General features: G+C 36.2%; 19 protein-coding genes. 17 read left to right on the top strand and 2 right to left on the bottom strand.

All coding sequences use genetic code 11. The features are described from left to right. Positions 1 to 29: 29 nt before the first annotated feature. From ACFTQ7_RS02725 to ACFTQ7_RS02700, 6 genes are all read left to right on the top strand, one after another. Positions 30 to 3,113, top strand: a complete 3,084-nt coding sequence (locus tag ACFTQ7_RS02725) for a condensation domain-containing protein (RefSeq protein ID WP_386827131.1) — start codon at positions 30 to 32, stop codon at positions 3,111 to 3,113. A 149-nt stretch (positions 3,114 to 3,262) separates the two neighbouring features. Next, a complete protein-coding gene (gene sbnA, locus ACFTQ7_RS02720) occupies positions 3,263 to 4,222 on the top strand; it encodes a 2,3-diaminopropionate biosynthesis protein SbnA (RefSeq protein WP_386827130.1) in 960 nt (319 codons plus the stop codon). 57 nt (positions 4,223 to 4,279) lie between these two features. Next, positions 4,280 to 5,269, top strand: coding sequence for a 2,3-diaminopropionate biosynthesis protein SbnB (gene sbnB, locus ACFTQ7_RS02715; RefSeq protein WP_386827129.1), 990 nt, complete (start codon positions 4,280 to 4,282; stop codon positions 5,267 to 5,269). A gap of 101 nt (positions 5,270 to 5,370) precedes the next feature. After that, positions 5,371 to 6,087, top strand: a complete 717-nt coding sequence (locus ACFTQ7_RS02710; RefSeq protein ID WP_386827128.1) for a thioesterase II family protein — start codon at positions 5,371 to 5,373, stop codon at positions 6,085 to 6,087. 25 nt (positions 6,088 to 6,112) lie between these two features. Beyond that, entirely contained in the window at positions 6,113 to 6,814 is a 702-nt protein-coding gene (locus ACFTQ7_RS02705; protein WP_386827127.1) for a 4'-phosphopantetheinyl transferase family protein, read from the top strand. Positions 6,815 to 7,212: 398 nt separating this feature from the next. After that, positions 7,213 to 7,404, top strand: a complete 192-nt coding sequence (locus ACFTQ7_RS02700; protein ID WP_386827126.1) for a DUF1450 domain-containing protein — start codon at positions 7,213 to 7,215, stop codon at positions 7,402 to 7,404. A 117-nt stretch (positions 7,405 to 7,521) separates the two neighbouring features. On the opposite strand, the gene namA is transcribed toward ACFTQ7_RS02700, so the two are convergent. Continuing rightward, the gene (gene namA, locus ACFTQ7_RS02695; RefSeq protein WP_386827125.1) at positions 7,522 to 8,532 is read right to left on the bottom strand and encodes an NADPH dehydrogenase NamA; all 1,011 of its coding nucleotides are present in this window, start codon (positions 8,530 to 8,532) and stop codon (positions 7,522 to 7,524) included. Between the two features lie 45 nt (positions 8,533 to 8,577). After that, on the bottom strand, positions 8,578 to 9,384 hold the full coding sequence (proC, locus tag ACFTQ7_RS02690) for a pyrroline-5-carboxylate reductase (protein ID WP_386827124.1): 807 nt from the start codon (positions 9,382 to 9,384) through the stop codon (positions 8,578 to 8,580). 454 nt (positions 9,385 to 9,838) lie between these two features. Here proC and ACFTQ7_RS02685 point away from each other — a divergent pair, with 454 nt between their 5' ends. From ACFTQ7_RS02685 to ACFTQ7_RS02635, 11 genes are all read left to right on the top strand, one after another. Next, positions 9,839 to 10,786 carry an MBL fold metallo-hydrolase gene (locus tag ACFTQ7_RS02685; protein WP_386827123.1) on the top strand — a complete coding sequence of 316 codons (948 nt, stop codon included), beginning with the start codon at positions 9,839 to 9,841 and terminating at the stop codon, positions 10,784 to 10,786. 8 nt (positions 10,787 to 10,794) lie between these two features. Next, a complete protein-coding gene (locus ACFTQ7_RS02680) occupies positions 10,795 to 11,550 on the top strand; it encodes an SDR family NAD(P)-dependent oxidoreductase (protein WP_386827122.1) in 756 nt (251 codons plus the stop codon). Positions 11,551 to 11,684: 134 nt separating this feature from the next. Next, a complete protein-coding gene (locus ACFTQ7_RS02675; RefSeq protein WP_386827121.1) occupies positions 11,685 to 12,137 on the top strand; it encodes a MarR family winged helix-turn-helix transcriptional regulator in 453 nt (150 codons plus the stop codon). Then, positions 12,124 to 13,467, top strand: coding sequence for a serine hydrolase domain-containing protein (locus tag ACFTQ7_RS02670; RefSeq protein ID WP_386827120.1), 1,344 nt, complete (start codon positions 12,124 to 12,126; stop codon positions 13,465 to 13,467). The genes ACFTQ7_RS02675 and ACFTQ7_RS02670 overlap by 14 nt, the downstream gene beginning before the upstream one ends. Positions 13,468 to 14,173: 706 nt before the next feature. Then, positions 14,174 to 15,364: an argininosuccinate synthase gene (locus ACFTQ7_RS02665; RefSeq protein WP_079562025.1), complete on the top strand. Its 1,191-nt coding sequence runs from the start codon at positions 14,174 to 14,176 to the stop codon at positions 15,362 to 15,364. Positions 15,365 to 15,450: 86 nt separating this feature from the next. After that, on the top strand, positions 15,451 to 16,824 hold the full coding sequence (gene argH, locus ACFTQ7_RS02660; protein WP_386827119.1) for an argininosuccinate lyase: 1,374 nt from the start codon (positions 15,451 to 15,453) through the stop codon (positions 16,822 to 16,824). Positions 16,825 to 17,036: 212 nt separating this feature from the next. Then, positions 17,037 to 17,414 carry a carboxymuconolactone decarboxylase family protein gene (locus ACFTQ7_RS02655; protein WP_386827118.1) on the top strand — a complete coding sequence of 126 codons (378 nt, stop codon included), beginning with the start codon at positions 17,037 to 17,039 and terminating at the stop codon, positions 17,412 to 17,414. Positions 17,415 to 17,903: 489 nt separating this feature from the next. Next, positions 17,904 to 18,281, top strand: coding sequence for a GntR family transcriptional regulator (locus ACFTQ7_RS02650; RefSeq protein WP_386827117.1), 378 nt, complete (start codon positions 17,904 to 17,906; stop codon positions 18,279 to 18,281). Positions 18,282 to 18,288: 7 nt separating this feature from the next. Beyond that, a complete protein-coding gene (locus tag ACFTQ7_RS02645; protein ID WP_386827116.1) occupies positions 18,289 to 19,368 on the top strand; it encodes a DUF1648 domain-containing protein in 1,080 nt (359 codons plus the stop codon). 13 nt (positions 19,369 to 19,381) lie between these two features. Beyond that, positions 19,382 to 20,674 (top strand): alpha/beta hydrolase, encoded by a 1,293-nt coding sequence (locus ACFTQ7_RS02640; RefSeq protein ID WP_386827115.1) that lies wholly within the window; start codon positions 19,382 to 19,384, stop codon positions 20,672 to 20,674. Beyond that, positions 20,559 to 20,807 (top strand): DUF3784 domain-containing protein, encoded by a 249-nt coding sequence (locus ACFTQ7_RS02635; RefSeq protein WP_386827114.1) that lies wholly within the window; start codon positions 20,559 to 20,561, stop codon positions 20,805 to 20,807. Before ACFTQ7_RS02640 ends, ACFTQ7_RS02635 begins: the two co-directional genes overlap by 116 nt. Positions 20,808 to 20,850: the final 43 nt, after the last annotated feature.

The following is a 20,850-nucleotide window of genomic DNA, read 5'->3' as shown; positions in this document are numbered from 1 at the left end:
TTTACAAAAAAACATTTAAGGATGATTTTATGAATCAAAAAAATTCTATTGGGATCGAAGAACGTTCACATCATCTGTTTACTTTATCTGCTAAAAGTCAAAAAGCACTACAAAATGCTGTAATGAACCTTGGTAGGCATTTAGATTTAGAACCAAAACAAAATTTGGGGGATCTAGCTTTTACACTTCACGTTGGTCGAGTAACTTTTGATCATTGTCTCACAATTGTTGCTGAAAATAAGGAGAGATTAAAGGAAATTTGTCATCAATTAGGTAATAGCTCAACATCAGATTTCCAGTATTATGCTAATTATGGACAAAAAATGAATAAGAAACACAAAATAGTATTTCTTTTCAGTGGGCAAGGTTCACACTATAGTGGGATGGGATATGAACTCTATAAAAGTTCTCCTTTCATAAGAGAGATATTTGAAGAATGTTTTGATATTTTAAAACCTTACTATCCAATCGATTTCTCAGAGTACATGTTCAATTCTGATTACAAATCAAACTTAGACCATATTAACATCAGCTCATTAGCTATGTTTATAGTCGAATATGCTTTAGCAAAAAGTTGGATATCTTGGGGAGTTAGACCCGATTATGTTATAGGTCATAGTCTTGGCGAATACACGGCAGCTTGTATAGCAGGTGGCCTATCTCTTAAAGACGCACTCCTAATGTTAGTTAAACGAGGATATTTAATGGAAGAAAAGACTGAGAGTGGTGCATTACTATCTGTAAATAGTCCATTAGAGATTATAAATAACTATTTGCTTCAATATAATAGTGAACTTACTATCGCAACAATTAATGGTCCTCAACAATTTGTAATCGGTGGTAAGAGACCATTAATTGAAGAGTTAAAGCAACAATTGGAAAATGATGGAATAATAAATAAACTACTGCCAATATCTACAGCATCACATTCCATATTAATGGAACCAATCTTAGATACCTATCATAAATATATGAATGATAATATAACTTTTACACCTCTGCAAATACCTTTAGTATCGAACCTTACAGGAAACATTATGATGAATCAAGTGCTTGACGCAGACTATTGGTGTAAACATTTAAGGGAGACTGTTCATTTCGCTTCCGGAATTGAAACTCTGATCTCAGAAGAAATGGATATCTTTTTAGAAATTGGTCCTCATCCAGTGTTAAAAACTTTTGTAGAATCTATGGTTACGGATGACAGCCAAATTATATTATCTTCAATGAATCGTAAAGAGCCAGCATGGAAAACTGTTCAGGAAAGCTTGGGAAAAATATGGAGTACTGGTGTAATTGTAAACTGGAGAGAATTTGATAAGCAATTTGCACGTAAACGTGTACATGCCCCAACCTATTCTTTTGATTTAGTTTCTTGTTGGAGTAATTGTGATCAAGCTTCCATGTTTAGTAGAGAAGGGGGATCAACAAATAATCAAACAGATACCAATGATAAGAAAAATTCTAATAGGATTACAACGGTTAGTGTAGATAGTAAAACACCTGAAGAGTGGTTAAAGATTATTTGGAGGGAAGTACTTGGAGTCGAAAACGTCTCTTTTGATAACGATTTCTTACAACTGGGTGGAGAATCATTACATCTTATTCAAGTACAATCACGCATTAGGAAAATATTTAAAGTAACTATTCACTTAAAGGACTTATTCAAAAATACGAGATTTAAAGATTTAACTGAACATATTAATATGTTATTAAAGCAAAGTGAAAAAGATTCAACACAAAGTAATTCAATCTCTAATACCAATACTTTCATGTCCGGTAACGTTCCGATTTCTCACATCCAAAAAATGGCGTTTGGAATGTCAGAATATGATCCGGAATTCTTTTTCTTACCTATTTGTCTACAAACAAGTAAGCAAATCAATCCTAATTTGCTTCAAAAAACTATAGAGATACTCCATAAACATCATGACATGTTACGTGCTACCTATCTAAATAAAGACAATGAATTTATACAAGTAATTAAACCGTCTGAAAACATAAAGATCAATTTTGAGCAATACGATTTAACAGTATACAAAAATGAGGAAGAAAAGGAAACTGCTTTTAAGGATATACAGCTAAGTTTAGCAAAAAAGACTAAGTTTACTAATGGATTAATGAACAGAGCTGCATTAATTAGATGGGAACATAACACTTATAGGGTACTATGGATTGTATCTCATCTTTATTCTGACAACATTAGTAACCGCATTTTACAACAAGATTTAATTGAAACATACGAACTTTTAGAAAAAGGAATAGAACCTAACTTTGATAGAGGAGCAACATACAAAGAATGGGTAGAAAATTGCCGGGATTTTATTAAATCAGAAAAAGTGTCGAGTGCTCGGAGATATTGGGCTAATACTATAAATGAAATTAGTGGATATAGATTAAATGTTGATAAATTATCATGTAGTAACACTTATAAAGACATTAAAACAGTTAGTCTTACTTTAAGTAGAGAAGTTACACAAAGTTTGCGTACATCTTTAACTACCTTCTATAAAACAAATTTAAAGGAGATCCTATTTACGTTAGTTTCACGTTCTTTAGCCAAATGGCTGAAGATAGAGAAGGTAATATTCAGCGTCCATGGCCATGGACGAGATATAGTAGATTCTGAGTTAGATTTAAGTCGAACAGTCGGATATTTTGTGAATAATTTCCCATTTGTATCGAAAGTTACAGAAGAAGAATCCTTTGGTACGACTAATAATTTAATAAAAAATCAGCTTAATAGTATGCCTCATAGAGGTAATTCATTTAATATACTTCGGTATTTAGATGAACATCAAGAAACCCGTGAAGCGTTTAACAATTATCAAACGCCAGAGATACTACTAAATTATCATGGTGTATTAGACAATGATATAAATGAGTGGACTGATTGGCATTCAGTCAAAACAACTTTTCTAGAACAACCGATAACTAGAGAAGTACCATATAAGCTTATTATATTAAGCTATATTAAAGATGGTCAGTTATCTCTTTACTTTAATTATGCTGGCAATTATTTTGATGATACTAGTATAAACAGACTTAAAAACACATTCTATAAAGAAATTAATACCGTAACCAGAGGTCTTGTAAATCTACAAACAATTTAGCTATGAAAGCTTTATTGTACGGTTTTTATTTTTCCTTTATATCTTCAAAAGTTAACTACTCATCTTCATTATTATTCAAGGGTCATTTGCTGTTCTTGATAAATTTGTATTTTAATCGTTTACAATCAAAAAGAAAGGTGTCTTGAGACATGCTAAAAAAATTAAAAGAATTAGAGCCTTATATCGGGAACACTCCTATTGTAAAAATTGAAAATGATTACATTAATTTATTTGCTAAGTTAGAGTACCATAATTTAATGAATAATATCAAAGCGCGAACAGCCTATAATATACTGAAATCTGCTATTGAAAGGGGAGATATTACTGAGCAATCAACTGTAATTGAATCATCCTCTGGTAACCTAGCTGTATCTCTAGCTATATTATGTAAAAAAATAGGGATAAAGTTTATCCCGGTGATTGATTCTAATATAAATCCAGCATATGAAAATATTTTAAGAATACTTTCACATCAAGTAGTTAAGATTACAAATCGAGATGAGACTGGGGGATTTTTGATTTCTAGACTTGAAAAAGTCCATGAATTATGTAAAGAAATCGCCACTTCATATTGGACTAACCAATATGAAAATGACGATAACTTTTTGGCTCACTACGAAGGTACAGGTAAGGAGTTAGCTGGTTATTTTAATAGACTTGACTATGCCTTTATCGGTGTAGGCACTGGTGGAACAATATCTGGTATTTCTCAACGCTTAAAAAAGACTTTTCCTCAAATTAAAGTAATAGCTGTTGATAGTGAAGGGTCCTTGATATTTCAGAATGTTCCGAGGAAAAGATATTTACCGGGAATTGGTTCAAGTATAAAACCTTCCATACTTAAACATGCATTAATTGATGATGTTATACATGTAGAAGAAGTTAGAGCAATTGAAGGTTGCCACGAATTATTAAACAAACACTCTATATTTGCAGGAGCCTCATCGGGAAGTGTATATTTTGCAGTTCAAGAATATTTCCAAAAGGTTCATTTTTCAACGAAACCAAATGTAGTCTTTCTTTGTCCAGATAGTGGTATGCCATATACAGATACAGTGTATAACCAGGAGTGGGTCAATTGGTTAAAAATACAACTTCAACATTTATAATAGAGTCTTTCATGGTAAAGCTATAAGAGCAACTATATATAAAGGATGTGGATAAAAATGTTGTACTTAAATACGCAAGACATTGAAACTTTGGGCATTGACTGGAACAAAACAATAGAAGTAATTGAGCAAGCAGTGCATGCTTTGCAAGTAGGAGATTTCGATCAACCCATTAAACCTTATTTACGTTACAATGATTTCAATAATAGAATTATAGCTATGCCAGCCTATATTGGTGGTACTACAAATTTTGCCGGTATTAAATGGATCTCAAGTTTTCCGAATAATATACATCAAGGTTTGAAGCGTGCTCATTCTGTTACAATTTTAAACCACTCCGAAACGGGAAAGCCTTTGGCATTCTTTAACACCGCTTTGATAAGTGGTGTAAGAACAGCTTCTGTATCGGGACTAATGATAAAATATTTCGATAAATCACGACTTCTTCAAGATATTACTGTAGGAATCATAGGTTTTGGTCCAATAGGTCAACTACACTTAAACATGATCAATTCACTTTTAGGGGATAGGATTTCCGAAATTATTCTATATGATATTGGTGGAATAAAATCTGAATTAATTCCAGGCGAACTCAAAGATCGCGTAATTATTGCTGAATCATGGGAGGAAGCCTACTCTAATGCCGATATCTTTATTACTTGTACAGTCTCTTCAAGTAGATATGTAGACAAAGAACCAAAGAGAAACTCTCTTTTACTGAATGTATCTCTACGTGACTTTCAACCTAGTATACTAAATTACACAAATTCTATAATAGTAGATGAATGGGAAGAAGTATGTCGAGAAAATACGGATATAGAATTAATGTATAAAACAAGAGGGTTACAAAAGGAGGATACTTATTCTATTATAGATGTAGTTTGTAACAATCAGATGGAGAGGTTACCTTTAAAAGAAGCTATTATGTTTAACCCAATGGGAATGGCAATTTTTGATATAGCAATAGCAGCATTTTATTATAATGGTGCTATGTCAAATGGGGTTGGAACTATTCTTGAGGAAGAGAGCTTAACTCTTTTGCCTTAAACGATAATACTTTGAAATTAATTAAAATGTTTAAACGTTATAATTTGACCAAGTAAATAAATTTATTAGGTATAGAGATATAAAGGAGAACCTTTCATAAAATGATTGAAACATTAAAATTGCTTAAAGCTACCCAAGGAACTAAAACACTAATTTGCTTTCCGTTTGCTGGAGGATATTCTCCATCTTATCGCCCACTTTCTCAAGCCATTGAATCTAATTGGGATATTTTTGCCGTTGAACCTCCGGGACATGGAACTAATACTTCTCCATTGATTAATAATATTATTAAGCAAGTTGAACTGTACGAAGAGATTTTATTAGAGCGTTTCAGCAACCAATCCTTTGCATTATTCGGTCACAGTATGGGGGGAATAATTGTTTATGAACTAACCCAAAGGCTAGAGAAGAGAGGAGTATATCCTGAAGTCATATTTATTTCAGGTATAGCACCTCCACATTATAAAAAAAGAAAGGTTTCACACTTAAATGATGACGAATTGCTAGAGTACATCGAATCACTTGGTGGCCTTAGTCAAGAGATACTACAAGAAAAAGAATTATTAGAATATTTTTTTCCAATTTTTCGTAATGATTTTTTTGCAGTGGAAAGTCATGTATATGATTGCTCTAGAACTATTGAAACACCTACCCATATCTTTAGTGGAGAGAACGATCCATTTGCTACCCCTAAGATAATGAAGGAATGGGAAAAATATTTTGAAAATTCAACTTTCCATGTCATTGACGGTGGACATATGTTTCCTCTTACTAATACCACTAGGATAGGAAGTATTCTAAATAAGTGTCTAATGTAAGTAACATTAATTCGGGTGATACAGTATGGACATGATTAAAGTATATTGGCTCTCAATACCCAAAAGTCTAAAGCTAGAGGATATTAGCTCTTGGGTGAAATTGTTAGATTTAGAAGAGCAGACAACCTATAAAAGTTACAAAGTAGATTTCAAAAAAAAGGAATTTATAATTGGTCGTCTTTTGTTGAAATTTGTTATTAGTAAACATTTAACCCTGGATTTGTCAGATATAACATTTCGAAAAAAACAATATGGAAAGCTGTATTTAAAAAATGTGAGAGAAGAAGAAAATACCAACTTAGATTTTAATTTAACCCATTCAGAAGGGATTGTAGCTTGCGCTATAGCTAATCGAGCAGTTGGGATAGATGTAGAATTTATGAAAGAGATTCATCTTGATATAATAAAACAAGTACTTAGTAATGACGAAATGCTCTTTTTACAAGCGTCCCCAAAAGAAATGTGGAAAAAGCTCTTTTATCAAATATGGACGAGGAAAGAAGCATATTTAAAAGCTATAGGAACTGGTTTTATTTTCGAACCTAATACGCTTAATATTCCAATTAATGATAAATTAGATAGCGCAGGATGGGGATATTTTACAACAATAATAAGAAATAATTACCTTTTATCTGTTGTAACAGCTGAGAATCATGGGGCGTACTCTAATCTAGAAGTTCAAGAATTAGACATATATGACTTGCTAACAAGTATAGTAGTAAATTAGGAACAGACTTTTCAACAAAAATATAATTTAATACTTACATCTTGGAGCGTTTCACATTCCTAGAATTTGTTTCATCTTTAAAATGGCCAAAACAGGATTCTTGAGGTGGCGTTATCCCAACAGTTTCCACGACGAGACATCGATTGCCTTAAGCTTCCGGAACTACGGATACGTATAATGGAATCCTTAATTGTACGACAAGCTGCAATCAAACACTTTCCTACTGAACTAATGTGCTTTCAAACCAATGATTTTTCCTTTTTAATGTGTGCGAGTTGCTTTTTTATACTGAATCTTAATCGTTTTGGAGTAAAGATATGCCAGTTAACAATAAGGGGAATTGGCAGATACATTAGATCTTTAATAATTCAAGGACTAAGAAAAAAGAGCCGCAGCAATTGAAAAATAGAGTAGAGTTTTGTATTACAAACTTATCCCTAGGTGCGGCAGATGCCTATGATGTACTAGTTGAAAAATCCGATATTGAAATTGAGGAATCCGGCTGTACATCACATTGTGAAATTTGTGAGCAAGGGATCTTCACCATTGTCAATGGAGAAGTCGCAATGCAGATGATGCAGAGACGTTAGTGAAGGCAATTGATGAAGAAATTATACAAAATCTCTTTATTGAGTGAAAACAGCTTGTTAACATAAATCAACAAGCTGTTTTTTACTTTATAGTGAATAGCGGCTACCCCGTTATTTTTACCAGCCACGTACGTATTGCACTGGAGGTGTAACGTCTTCTCCTAATTCCTTGGCAGCATGAAGTGGCCAATAGGGCTCACGAAGAAGAACACGTGCTAGGAAAATTAAGTCAGCACGGTTGTTTTGTAAAATTTCCTCTGCTTGAATGGCAGACGTAATAAGGCCGACCGTTCCAGTTGGAATATCAGCACCATGCTTAATTGCTTCAGCATGAGGCACTTGATAGCCTGGAAAAACATTTATATGCGCTTGAACGACACCACCAGTAGAAACATCCACTAAATCAACACTTTGTGATTTCATCCAGCGACTGAAGACGAAAAAGTCATCCATTGTTGTACCATCTTCTGCATAGTCTTCAGCGGAAACACGCACAAGCAAAGGACCTTCCCAAACACTACGAATAGCATCGATGACTTGACGTAGCAATCGATAACGATTTTCTTGAGAACCACCATACTCGTCATTACGTTTATTCGTTGCTGGTGATAAAAATTCACTAATTAAATAGCCATGTGCACCATGGATTTCGAGAACATCAAAGCCTGCTTTAGCTGCTCGGACAGCTGCTTGTTTAAAAGCTTCTACAACATACTCAATGTCTTCTAATGTCATCTCAGTAGGCGTTTTATAATCATCGCTAAATGTAATGGCTGACGGTGCGAATATTTCGCCATCTACAGTTGCTTTACGTCCCGCGTGACCAAGCTGTATGCCAGTTCTTGCTCCGTACGCCTTCATTCCTTGAACTAATTGACGTAAACCTTCGATATGGGCGTCATCCCAAATTCCAAGATCTTTACTAGATATACGACCTTCTGGTACAACACCAGTAGCTTCGATAATGATTAAACCAACTTGACCAGCAGCCCGCGTTGCGTAATGTACTTGATGAAATGGTGTTACAAGCCCATCATTCTGTGCTGAGTACATACACATCGGTGCCATCACAACACGATTTTTTAATGAGATATTTTGTAATTGATAAGGTTCGAATAATTTAGCCAAAATAAAGCCCCCTAATCCCTAGTGATATACTATATTTTGCACCCATTATTTACTATTTGCAAGTAAACGGGATCGAGCTTCTGCTTCTTTAATACATGCTTCTATCGCTTCATTAAATTGATATTGTTCAAGAGCCTTAATTCCAGCTTCTGTTGTACCGCCAGGACTTGTTACTTTACGGCGTAATACATCAGGCTCATCGACCGATTGCTTTAGCATTTCTGCAGTACCAGCAAGCGTTTGCGTCATTAATAGTCGTACTGTATCTTTTGGGAGACCGACTTTTGTACCTACCCGTTCAAATGCCTCCATTAAATAATAAATATAAGCTGGGCCACTCCCTGAAAGAGCCGTTACAGCATGTAATTGATCCTCATTCACCTCAATTACTGAACCAACCGCCTCTAATAGCTGTAAGAAAGTGGAGCGCTGTTCTGCCGTCACTTTGTCATTAAATGCAATCCCACTTGCAGACATACCGATCGTAGCGGAAGTGTTAGGCATAACGCGTGCGACTGGACGAGCACCTAAATGTTCTATAATAGTCGCAATAGCAATACCGGCTAAAATAGAGAGAATGGCTGATTGCTCTGTAATTTTAGGTTTTAGCTCACGCATCGCTGCAATGGCATCTTTAGGCTTCATCGCTAAAATGATTAAATCAGCGTTCTGATAAATAGCATCATCAAAATTGCAATTTACACCATATGTGTCGTGTAAAAAATGTAAACGGTCTTTGTCTGAACGATTGGTGACGTAAATTTCTTGCGCTGTAAATACCTTTTGTTTAATCCAGCCCTGAATCAATGCCTCTGCCATAGAGCCTGCACCTATAAATAGTATTTTTTTCATGATAAAACCTCCAGTTTAAAGTCAATTTTGCCTTGGTGTAATTGTAGCTGTAGCTTTGCTTTCGTTACCAAGCATTCTTAATGAAGATAAAAAAAGCGCTCTCGTCCTTATAAAGAAGGACGAAAACGCTGTAGTTTCCGCGGTACCACCTTTGTTTGCCATTTGGCACAACTCATAGCCCTTTTATCGCAAGGGAAACGGTTATGTTTTCATAACTGCTCAGAAGTAGGTTCGGTAATGGGAGTGGGTGATGTTACTTTCAGCAAATGTAACACTCTCTAAGACACCTTCACCAATTACGTACTTGGCTTCATCAACGCATAAAAATAATTAGATTATTCAAAATTATATTGGTAAGACGTCAGCCTGTCAACAGGAGGGTGACGAAAAGAAAAAAAACTTGTAAAATAGAATGAATCGTTGTTCACTAGTTGCATAAAGGGGGAAACAGCTTTTGTCTACATACAAAATAGAAATACCAACACCCTATGATGTAGGAGATGTAAATGCATTTGTTGTCAAAGGCGATGCATTGACAATTTTTGATGTTGGTCCAAAAACAATGGAAGCCTATGACGCGCTAAAATGGGGGATTCGCGCTGCGGGCTTTGACATGCGAGATATTGAACAGGTTGTGTTAACCCATCATCATCCAGATCATGCAGGTTGGGTGGATGCCTTTCCAAACGCAGAAATTTTAGGGCATGCCTATAATGATAAATGGCTTCGTCATGACGAGGATTTTTTACGTTACCATGTGCAGTTTTACAGTGAACGCTTATTTGAGCATGGTGTTCCTCAACAATATATCCAGCCGAGTGTACATGTCCGTCGTGAAATAGAGCTTGTAGGTGAACGACCATTAACACAAATTCTTAACGATGGGGATGAAGTGCCAGGACATCCTGGATTAAAGACTATTGAAACATTAGGACACGCACAAAGTCACTTAATCTTCTGGGATGAAAAAACGCACCATGTAATTGGTGGAGATTTATTGCTTGAAAAAATAACACCAAATCCGTTAATTGAGCCACCACTAGACCGTACATTAGGACGTACGAAATCGTTACTACAATATAATGAATCGCTAGAAATATTACGACGATTACCCGTTAAAACAATGTATACAGGACATGGTGCAGAGTTGCACAATATTCCTGATTTAATTGATAAACGATTAGAACGTCAGCATCAGCAAGCTTTGAAGGTTTGCGAATTATTTGGTGATGAATCATTAACTGCTGTACAAGTAACGAAGCGCTTTTACCCAGCAGTTTTTCAACGACAGCTTGGACTGACACTGTCTAAAACGCTCGGATATTTAGATTACTTAGAGGCCAACAATTTGATTACATCTACAAAATCTGAAGAAGGTATTTATTTATTTCATAGAAAGTAGGTGTAAACATGAGCGTGAATAAAAAGACGATCTTCGTGACCGGTGCAACAAGTGGTGTTGGACTGAAAATAACAGAATTATTAGTAGCACAAGGCCATTCCGTTTATGCGACAGGGCGCAATACAGTGGCATTGAAAGCATTAGAACGCGTTGGTGCAAACGTGATCCAAGCAGATTTAACTAATTTATCTACAATCGATGAAGTATGTGCACAGCTACCGCCTCTCGATGTAGCTATTTTATCTGCCGGGGTAGGTAAATTCGGTATTGCACCTGAATTAACAGATGAAGCTATTAGACAAATGGTAGAGCTAAATGTCAGTGTACCGATGTATTTAGCAAAACGTCTTGCAGCGCCTATGATACAACGTCAGCAAGGTCAACTCATCTTCATCGGCTCACAGGCAGGGAAGGTAGCGACACCTAAGGCAAGTGTTTATGCTGCTACCAAGCATGCGATTGTTGGCTTTACAAATGGGCTTCGTATGGAACTAGCTCCGTATAATGTGAAAGTCACAGCGATACATCCAGGTCCAATCGATACACCTTTTTTAGACAAGGCGAGTGATGAAAGTGGCTATCGGGAGTCTTTAGGGAGATTTTTATTAACGGCTGAAGAAGTGGCACAAGCTACGATAAAAACAATCGAGCACCCTGTTCGTGAGGTTAATTTACCACGGATCATGGGGTTAACGAGCAAGCTATATGCATTGGCACCTGCAACCGTCGAATTTTTAGGGAAGTCATTTTTTAATAAAAAGTAAGTAATTAACTGTAGGCATACTCAAGTGAAAATTGAGTGTGTTTACAGTTTTTTTATTTAAAATTCCCTTTTTATTGACAAAATAATTTATATTGCTTAACATTTAAGTTAACTAAAGCATTAAGGCTGGTAAAGATGACTAATATAAAGCAAATTGTTGATGACATTAATCAATATACTTATGAAATGAATGTAAAATTAGCGAAGGCACAAGAGGCTCTATTTAAAGATGATTTATCGATGAAACAAACGATGGTAATCGATTTTGTACATAAGCATAAAAAGTGTACAATGGGCGAAATCGCTCACTTCATGGAAATCTCCCCGAGTGCTGTGAGTCAAATAGTAGCGAGACTTGAAAAAGAAAACTACCTAAAACGCGATATTAATCCTAACAATCGTCGGGAAGTGGTTGTCATGTTAGCTGAAAACGGAGAGGCGTATTATCATCGTGATGAGCAAATTAATGAACTCATTATTGATAAAATTTATAGCAAAATGCCTGTGGAAGATTTAGAACAATTGCGTTGCTTAATCCAGCGCTTAAATCTAATTGTTGAGGAGGAAATTTCAAATGGATTGGAATAAAGTGAAAGAACAGCTTAACGATACGTTTAATGGTACTGTGCTGCTCGCACAAGATGAGACGGTTTTATTACAAGGTGCCTATGGTGAAGCCTCGATTCAAACACACGCACCTATGGAACTCCATCAACGTTTTAACTTAGCTTCTGTATCAAAGCCGATTACAGCATTGGGAATTTTACTTTTAGTACAAGAAAAGAAATTAACATTTGATGATGACATTAACCAATGGTTCGAGCATTTACCTTACACAAATATAACTGTACGCCACTTACTACATCATACATCAGGTTTGCCTGATTATATGGCATTGTTTTCAAATTGGGATGAAACTACATTTGCTACAAATGAAGACGTGCTGCAGCTATTAATTCAACATGCGCCACCTCGACTTTTTGAAGCAGGAGAACGAATGGAGTACAGCAATACAGGTTATGTCTTATTAGCTCTTTTAATCGAGCGTGTGACCAATAAAACTTATACTGAATATATGGAAGAAGCTATTTTTAAACCGCTAAAGATGATGAACACAACTGTAACATCAACTACTTTTACTGAACAATATAGGTATGAAATTGCACAGGGCTATGTGTTTGATGTGTATGCTGGACAATATGTGGACCCTTCGGAATTTGAGGAAACGAAAGGTACTACTTGTTTGAATTATATTACTGGCGATGGCGGGATCTATTCAACGGTAGAGGACTTATGGAAATTAGGGTGTGCTGTTATTCAGTCACAATTTTGGAAAGAAGCTTTACTTGTGCAAGCCTTTACGCCCTCAACTCTTACAGTGGAACAACCTTTTTCTTACGGGATGGGGTGGATTATTTCCGAGGATGAACAACTTGGGAAATGTATATGGCATAATGGCGGTTGGCCAGGGTATGCAACTACATTTAAAATTTACCCGCAGTCTAAGAGAATCTTTGTATTTTTACGCAGTAAAGAGCAAGAATTAGATTATGAAATAGCGGTCGGTGAAGCAATTGAAAAAGCAATAACGACTCATGAGTTCCATTTGCCGAAAAAGCCTGAGCAATATAAAGCTGTGCCTTTACCAGTAAACGTTTTACAGGGCTATGAAGGGAAATACCAACTTCAAGAACACCCTGAACATGCAGTGGAAATAGCGTTACAAGAGGATAATCGTTTATACATTTTCCTACCAGCTACAATGCCACTTGAGCTACATGCGATAAAAGAAGATGAATTTTTCTTACGTGGTATCGGCGTTCTAGTAACGATAAAGCAAGACATTTTAACAGTTATCAATGAAGGTCAAAAAACGATCGCTAGAAAAATAAACGACCACGTGCTTAAAGGGGAATAACTATTCTCGTAGTTTTATAATTTGAGAACAAATAAAACCGTTGTGCATAATGAATTCAATGATTGTAGACGTTAGCTTTTTTAGCAATCAAGGAGATTGAAGACAAACCAGAGGAATGCGCCAACACGGAGTGAAAAATCAACCTTTGCTTATTTATACACATAAATTAATATTTATCTTTTTGTTAACATAAGAACTCATTTTACACAGTGGGTTCTTTTTTTATAGCGTTTAAAAACAATAAATTATAGAGTCATGCCAGAAATACATGCTAAGTGAAGCGGTTGCTTGGAGTGGAGGATGGACGATTCCTCGGGGATCAGCAATTGTTTTATCTATGCGAAAGCGTAGCGACAGCAACAACAAATGTTTTCTGTAGCGAAAGCAAAGCGGCAGCTACAAAGCGTCCATCCGGAACGGAAATCACCCCCCTCGTTTTGCCGAAAAGCCATTTACTTGCCTGAAACGTATATTATATACATTCATGTTGCGAGTAAAAAATTGTTTTTCCGAGTAAAAATATTCATAGTTTGTACAAGCGCTTAAAGTATTGGAATGACACACTTTTTACAATAAACATAAAAGTCTATTAATTTATAAAAATACACTTGTTTTTATTTTTATAACATGATACTATTCGTGTATAAACTTTTAGTTGAGTGTATAAACATACATATCTTATAGATTAATTGGAGGCGCATTTTTAATGGCAAATAAAAAAGTAGTATTAGCATATTCAGGAGGTCTTGATACATCTGTAGCAATTCCTTGGTTAAAAGAACAAGGTTGGGACGTTATTGCAGTGTGTCTTGACGTTGGTGAAGGTAAGGATCTTGAATTCGTAAAAAACAAAGCTCTTCAAGTAGGAGCAATTGAATCATATATGGTAGATGCGAAAGATGAGTTTGCTGAAGAATATGCATTAATCTCATTACAAGCTCATACTTGGTACGAACAAAAATATCCATTAGTATCGGCGCTTTCTCGTCCATTAATTTCAAAAAAATTAGTAGAAATTGCGAATCAAGTAGGTGCGGACGCAGTAGCTCATGGTTGCACAGGTAAAGGGAATGACCAAGTTCGTTTCGAAGTTTCCATCAAAGCGTTAAATCCTGACTTAGAAGTTTTAGCACCTGTACGTGAGTGGGGCTGGAGCCGTGATGAGGAAATCGAATATGCCATGAAACATAATGTACCGATTCCTGCAACATTAGATTCACCATTCTCTATCGACCAAAACTTATGGGGCCGTGCAAATGAAGCGGGCGTAATGGAAGATCCATGGGTATCTCCACCTGAAGAAGCATACGGTTTAACAGTTTCTGTTGAAAACGCTCCAGATGAAGCGGAATACGTAGAACTTGAATTCGTTGCTGGTAAGCCAGTAGCTTTAAACGGTAAGGAAATGAAGCTTGCTGATTTAATTCAAGAGCTAAATGCAGTAGCTGGTGCACACGGTGTTGGTCGTATCGATCACGTAGAAAACCGATTAGTTGGTATTAAATCTCGTGAAGTATATGAAATACCAGGAGCAAAAGTGCTTTTAACAGCTCATAAAGAGCTTGAAGACTTAACACTTGTAAAAGAGTTAGCGCACTTTAAGCCAGTCATTGAGAAAAAATTATCGGAATTAATTTATGATGGTTTATGGTTCTCTCCATTACGTGTAGCACTGGAATCATTCCTAGCTGAATCACAAAAATTTGTGAACGGAACTGTGCGCGTGAAGCTTTATAAAGGTCATGCGATCGTGGAAGGACGTAAATCCCCAAATTCCCTATATAGTGAAAAACTTGCAACATACTCTAAAGAAGACCAATTCAACCATGCTTCAGCAGTAGGCTTCATCGAACTATGGGGTCTGCCAACAGTGGTTAACTCTTCTGTAAATAAATAACAATTAATTTTGACAAGCAAGGTGTAGTATAGACTTGTGCTGTGCTGCACCTTTTCAAAAAGAAATGAAGGAAAAGGTGAGCTGTTATGACAAAACTTTGGGGCGGACGTTTCCAAAAATCAGCAGAAGCATGGGTGGACGAGTTCGGCGCATCGATTGGCTTTGACCAACAGCTTGTTCTAGAAGACCTTGAAGGTAGCGTTGCACATGTTACGATGCTTGGGGCAACAGGAATTTTATCAGCAGCTGACGTAGAGACAATTCTTGGTGGACTTGCACAATTACAAGAGAAAGCAATCGCAGGGGAACTTGAATTTACAGTTGCTAATGAGGATATTCACTTAAACCTAGAAAAAATGCTCATTGATTTAATTGGTCCTGTCGGCGGTAAGCTTCACACAGGCCGTAGCCGAAATGACCAAGTAGCAACGGATATGCATATTTTCTTGAAAAAACGTGTGAATGAAGCAATCGGTTTAATAGAGACATTCCAAAAGACATTGCTAGAAAAAGCTGAGGAGCATGTGGAAACAATTGCTCCAGGCTATACACATTTACAACGTGCACAACCAATCTCATTTGCGCATCACTTAATGGCCTATTTCTGGATGTTAGAGCGTGATAAACAACGTTTTATGGAGTCACTTAAACGCATCGATATTCTGCCTTTAGGTGCAGGTGCCATGGCGGGCACAACTTTCCCAATCGACCGCTTAAAATCCGCTGAGCTTTTAGGCTTTAGCGAGGTATATGCGAATTCTATGGATGCAGTGAGTGATCGTGATTTTATCGTTGAGTTTTTAAGCAATTCATCTTTATTAATGGCGCATTTATCTCGTTTTGCAGAGGAAATTATTTTGTGGTCGACAGATGAATTCAAATTTATTGAATTAGATGATGCCTTCTCAACAGGATCTTCTATTATGCCACAAAAGAAAAATCCTGATATGGCGGAGTTAATTCGTGGGAAAACAGGGCGTGTTTACGGAAACTTAATGGGCTTATTAACAGTTCTTAAAGGAACACCGTTAACATACAACAAAGATATGCAGGAAGATAAAGAAGGTATGTTCGATACAGTCCATACAATTCTTGGTTCATTAAAAATCTTTGAAGGTATGATTCGCACGATGACTGTCAATACAGAGCGTTTGCACCAGGCAGTACACTCTGACTTCTCTAATGCTACGGAGCTTGCAGATTATTTAGCAACAAAAGGTATGCCTTTCCGTGAAGCACATGAAGTGACAGGAAAACTTGTATTCACATGTATTCAAAAGGGCATCTACTTATTAGATTTACCTCTTGAAGACATGAAAAAAGAAAGTGAACTTTTCGAAGCGGATATTTACGATGTATTAGCACCTGAAGCTGCCGTTCGTCGTCGTCATTCATTAGGTGGTACAGGATTTGATCAAGTAATCATCCAAATCGAAAAGGCAAAAGCTTGTCTAATTTAACGATTATTTTAGCGTGCATGTCCTTGTGACTTTTGCATAGATATTCATTAAAGCTGTCCAGTGAGGCACTATGATAAACCATTTTCCTTTTTCGTTAGAACCAGAGGGTGAAACGCAAAAGAGACCCTTACATAGGTGAAGGACAATCCCCAATTCTGGAGACGCGGAATTGGGGTTTTTGTGTAATTAAATGATAATGGGAGGTGTTTTCAATGAATAAGCGTTTTACAAAGGGGTTCGAAACAATAAAGCAGTATGTGACAACGGAAGAAGCGGCAAGAATGATTGAGGCGGATGCACTAGCTGACATCGCACCAGATTTACGAAAAATGATTATTGAATTTGCATACGGTGATGTTTATTCAAGACCAGGGCTAGATGAGAAAAGTCGCGCACTTGTTGTCATTACAGCAGTAGTAACACAAGGTGCTGCTCCGCAAACAAAAACACATATTAAACGTGGTTTACATGCAGGTTTGGCACAGACAGAAATTGTGGAAGCATTATTACAATTAGTACCTTACATAGGTTTTCCGCGTGTGCAAAACGCTTTAACTATAGCTCAACAGGTTTTTAAAGAAGAAGCGTAAAATTTTTTCTTGGTGTTTCAAGCTATACGAAGGCACTTTAATAAAAATGTGCATCAAATGAATAAACACCTGTGAAACGGTTCATATTAAGAGCGGAACCACTTATTAATCTAATATGATTAGGAGGATGTAGAATGAGTAGTCAAACACCCAAAGACCAGGAATCTCAGGAAAGTCCGCCACAATTGTATAGGGTGAGCTTCTAAAATCTTAAGCAAAAGGTGAGGCAGAGGATATTCTGTTTTGCTGTATCTTAAGAAGAAGCAATAACCGATACAGATAAAATCAATAGAAATAAGTGTTCTTGGATCCAGAATTTTTCTGGGTCCTTTTTTTATCTCGCATTATAGTCGTAAAGCCAGAGTAATGAAGAAGAACCGCGGATTAATTTTCACTTTATAGAAAAATTTGACTTTTTAAGAAATCTGTCTTACTCTAAGTATGACAGATTTCTGTTTGGTGATGAACGATACAGATTGGAGGGATAAGATGAATATTCATTTAGATCCAAGCAGTGAATTACAGCTCTATAAACAGTTAGCAAATCAGTTAATTGAGTTAATTGCTAAGGGAGAGCTAAAAAATGGTGAAACATTACCTTCAGTTCGTTCCATGGCTGCAGATTTAGGGATTAATGTCAGTACGGTAAGTAAGAGTTATCACGAACTCGAAGAAAAATGTTTAATTGAATTAAAGCCGAAAGCAAAGGCTCTCATTATTGGTGGTCAAAAAAAAGAATTGAAAGAGACGGAAGTTGAAAAAGTAGAAAATGCATTAAAACCAATTATGGCAGAGGCATTTGCACGTGGCCTCGAAAAAGATCAGATGACAAATTTGTTTCAACGAATTCTAAAACAATGGAAGTAGGGGAAATATGCTTTTTCTAATAAGCATCTTCATCTTTGTAGGCGTACTGGAAACATTAACACCATTTTTGTCTAGAAAAACAACAGTGTTTGGTGTTTCAATTCCTGAGCCTTATGTGCAACATCAGCAATTACAATTATTTAAAAAGCATTATTGCATGCTGGTAGGGAGCATAGCAGCTGCATTTCTTTTAGGCCAAATTTTACTACTATTTACGTCTATTAAGGAAGAGAAATTTGTTTTATTATCTTTTATCTTGCTATTTGTCATGCTTCTCATATCAGCTGGGCTTTATATGTTTTATCATAAAAAAATAAAAAAACTAAAAAAACAAGAAAATTGGGAAGCGCATGTCAAAACTGTTTATGTGACAGATCTATCTATACGTGATCGAGATGAAGTACTCTCACCTAAATTTTTCACATTACCAATTATTATTACTTTAGCATTGATCACCTTCACTTATATGAATTACAATGCCATCCCAGATGTATTTGCTACCCATTGGAATGCAGCAGGTGAGGTAGACGGTTGGACTGAAAAAACATGGATTTCAGTAATAGTAACGCCACTTATTTTTCTAGGGATACAAATTAGCGTCTTCATCATGAGTTTTGGAATGAAAAATGCCAAAATACAATTGAGCGTACAGGCGAAAGAAGCTTCTGCCAATAGAGAGCTTGCACAGCGTAAATATGGCAGCTGGTACTTAGCGGCGATGAATTATAATATGACCATTCTTCTTGTTGTTTTACATTACACGACAGTGATTTTAAAAAATCAAACAGTTCCTTACTTCTTCCCCCTTTTTATTGTTTTTATGATCGTCTCTTTAGGGGGACTGATCTTCTTTATTTGGAAATTAAGTAAAAGTAATGAGCGCTTTGATGATTTACATACAAACGAAACAGCTGCAGCCGATGATCGCTACTGGAAATGGGGTATTGTTTACATCAATAAAAATGATCCATCACTATTAGTGCAAAAGAAATACGGTGTTGGTTGGACTGTGAATATGGCGAATAAATGGAGCTACATCATTTTACTCGTGATGTTTTTACCTATTTTGTTATTCATTTCCTTGTAGAGGGAGAGATATTATGAAAAAATTATTGTTTTTATGTTGTGCACTCTTATTATTAGCAGCGTGCGCGCAGGAGGAAGACAAAGCAAAAGGTAAAGAGACGAAAGGGGACAATAAAATGAATGAACAACTAATAGGAAAATGGGAAGGGAATATTGAAACACCGAATGGAGCATTTCCAATTATCGTTGAAATGCAAAAGGATAACGGGAAATTATCAGTACCTGCTCAAGGGAATTATCTATTTAAAAGCATTACATATAATGGTGATCAAGTGAATGTTTCCATCAACTTAAATGGCTCGGTAGTTGAAATTAATGGCACATTAAAAGATGGGCAAATTGAAGCCACGTTCCAACAAAATGGTGGCAAATTCCCACTTGTCTTAAAGCCATTCAAAGAACAGCCAGAACAACCAGTTACGTATGAAACGTTAAAGATTCCCGTTCAAAATGGTGAGTTAACAGCGGCTCTTCAAAAGGCTAGCAATGAGCCATCTCCAATTGCGCTTATTATAGCAGGCTCTGGCCCAACTGATAAGGATGGAAATTCAGCCTTAGCTGGGAAAAATAATAGCTTAAAAATGATAGCGGAGGGGTTAGCGAAAGATGGTATTGCAACTGTCCGCTATGATAAACGTGGAATTGGCGATAATCAATCCCTTTTAACAAAGGAAGAAGATATAACTTTTGACCAATACGTAGATGATGCAGTTCAAGTAATTAATACCCTGTTAGCTGATAAAGCATTTTCAAGTGTTCATATTATTGGACATAGCGAAGGCTCACTGATCGGTTTACTAGCAGCACAAAAAACAAAAGTAGAGTCTTTTGTTTCTATAGCAGGTACAGGAAGACCAATAGATGAAGTTCTGCTAGAGCAATTAAAAGTTCAGTTAACACCAGCGCTTCTAAAAGAATCAACAGATGCTCTTGCATCGTTGAAAAAAGGTCAGCAAGTTAAGAACGTTTCACAAGAATTACAGTCTCTCTTCCGTCCTTCCATTCAATCGTATATGATTTCATGGTTAAAATATAACCCTGCAAGTGAATTAGCAAAGGTGTATAGCGGAGTATTAATTATCCAAGGAACAACCGACTTACAAGTAGGTGTAACTGATGCAGAAGCATTAAAGAAAGCAAAATCAGATGCTGAGCTTGTATATATGGACGGAATGAATCATGTGTTAAAAAATGCCCCAGCAGATCGCGCGAAAAATTTTGCAACGTATTCAGACCCAACATTACCACTTCATAAAGAATTGTTGCCGGCCATCCAGCAATTTATTATCAATGAAAATAGAGACTAGGTATGGTGAATCCATTGTTCGTTTTATCATTATGTTTCCATTCCTAATCTTTGCGATAGTTCTATCTCAAGGAAAAGGTGCATTTTTTCTAGAGGGCTATAATACTATGCCTGCTAGTGAGAAAGAGAAATAATACGAAAAAGCGTAGAAAAAGCCTTGAAAAGATTTCTGAAAGA

The sequence above is a fragment of the Lysinibacillus sp. NPDC056959 genome (genome assembly GCF_042674095.1).
GTDB classification, from domain to species: Bacteria; Bacillota; Bacilli; order Bacillales_A; family Planococcaceae; genus Lysinibacillus; species Lysinibacillus zambalensis.
Note: the sequence above shows the minus strand (reverse complement) of the source record. Positions and strands in the feature narration are given on the sequence as shown.

Coding starts and splice junctions, on each gene's coding strand:
- ACFTQ7_RS02725 (WP_386827131.1), top strand. CDS start 30: ATGAATCAAAAAAATTCTATTGGGATCGAAGAACGTTCACATCATCTG.
- sbnA (WP_386827130.1), top strand. CDS start 3,263: ATGCTAAAAAAATTAAAAGAATTAGAGCCTTATATCGGGAACACTCCT.
- sbnB (WP_386827129.1), top strand. CDS start 4,280: ATGTTGTACTTAAATACGCAAGACATTGAAACTTTGGGCATTGACTGG.
- ACFTQ7_RS02710 (WP_386827128.1), top strand. CDS start 5,371: ATGATTGAAACATTAAAATTGCTTAAAGCTACCCAAGGAACTAAAACA.
- ACFTQ7_RS02705 (WP_386827127.1), top strand. CDS start 6,113: ATGGACATGATTAAAGTATATTGGCTCTCAATACCCAAAAGTCTAAAG.
- proC (WP_386827124.1), bottom strand. CDS start 9,384: ATGAAAAAAATACTATTTATAGGTGCAGGCTCTATGGCAGAGGCATTG.
- ACFTQ7_RS02680 (WP_386827122.1), top strand. CDS start 10,795: ATGAGCGTGAATAAAAAGACGATCTTCGTGACCGGTGCAACAAGTGGT.
- ACFTQ7_RS02675 (WP_386827121.1), top strand. CDS start 11,685: ATGACTAATATAAAGCAAATTGTTGATGACATTAATCAATATACTTAT.
- ACFTQ7_RS02670 (WP_386827120.1), top strand. CDS start 12,124: ATGGATTGGAATAAAGTGAAAGAACAGCTTAACGATACGTTTAATGGT.
- ACFTQ7_RS02665 (WP_079562025.1), top strand. CDS start 14,174: ATGGCAAATAAAAAAGTAGTATTAGCATATTCAGGAGGTCTTGATACA.
- argH (WP_386827119.1), top strand. CDS start 15,451: ATGACAAAACTTTGGGGCGGACGTTTCCAAAAATCAGCAGAAGCATGG.
- ACFTQ7_RS02655 (WP_386827118.1), top strand. CDS start 17,037: ATGAATAAGCGTTTTACAAAGGGGTTCGAAACAATAAAGCAGTATGTG.
- ACFTQ7_RS02650 (WP_386827117.1), top strand. CDS start 17,904: ATGAATATTCATTTAGATCCAAGCAGTGAATTACAGCTCTATAAACAG.
- ACFTQ7_RS02645 (WP_386827116.1), top strand. CDS start 18,289: ATGCTTTTTCTAATAAGCATCTTCATCTTTGTAGGCGTACTGGAAACA.
- ACFTQ7_RS02640 (WP_386827115.1), top strand. CDS start 19,382: ATGAAAAAATTATTGTTTTTATGTTGTGCACTCTTATTATTAGCAGCG.
- ACFTQ7_RS02635 (WP_386827114.1), top strand. CDS start 20,559: ATGCCCCAGCAGATCGCGCGAAAAATTTTGCAACGTATTCAGACCCAA.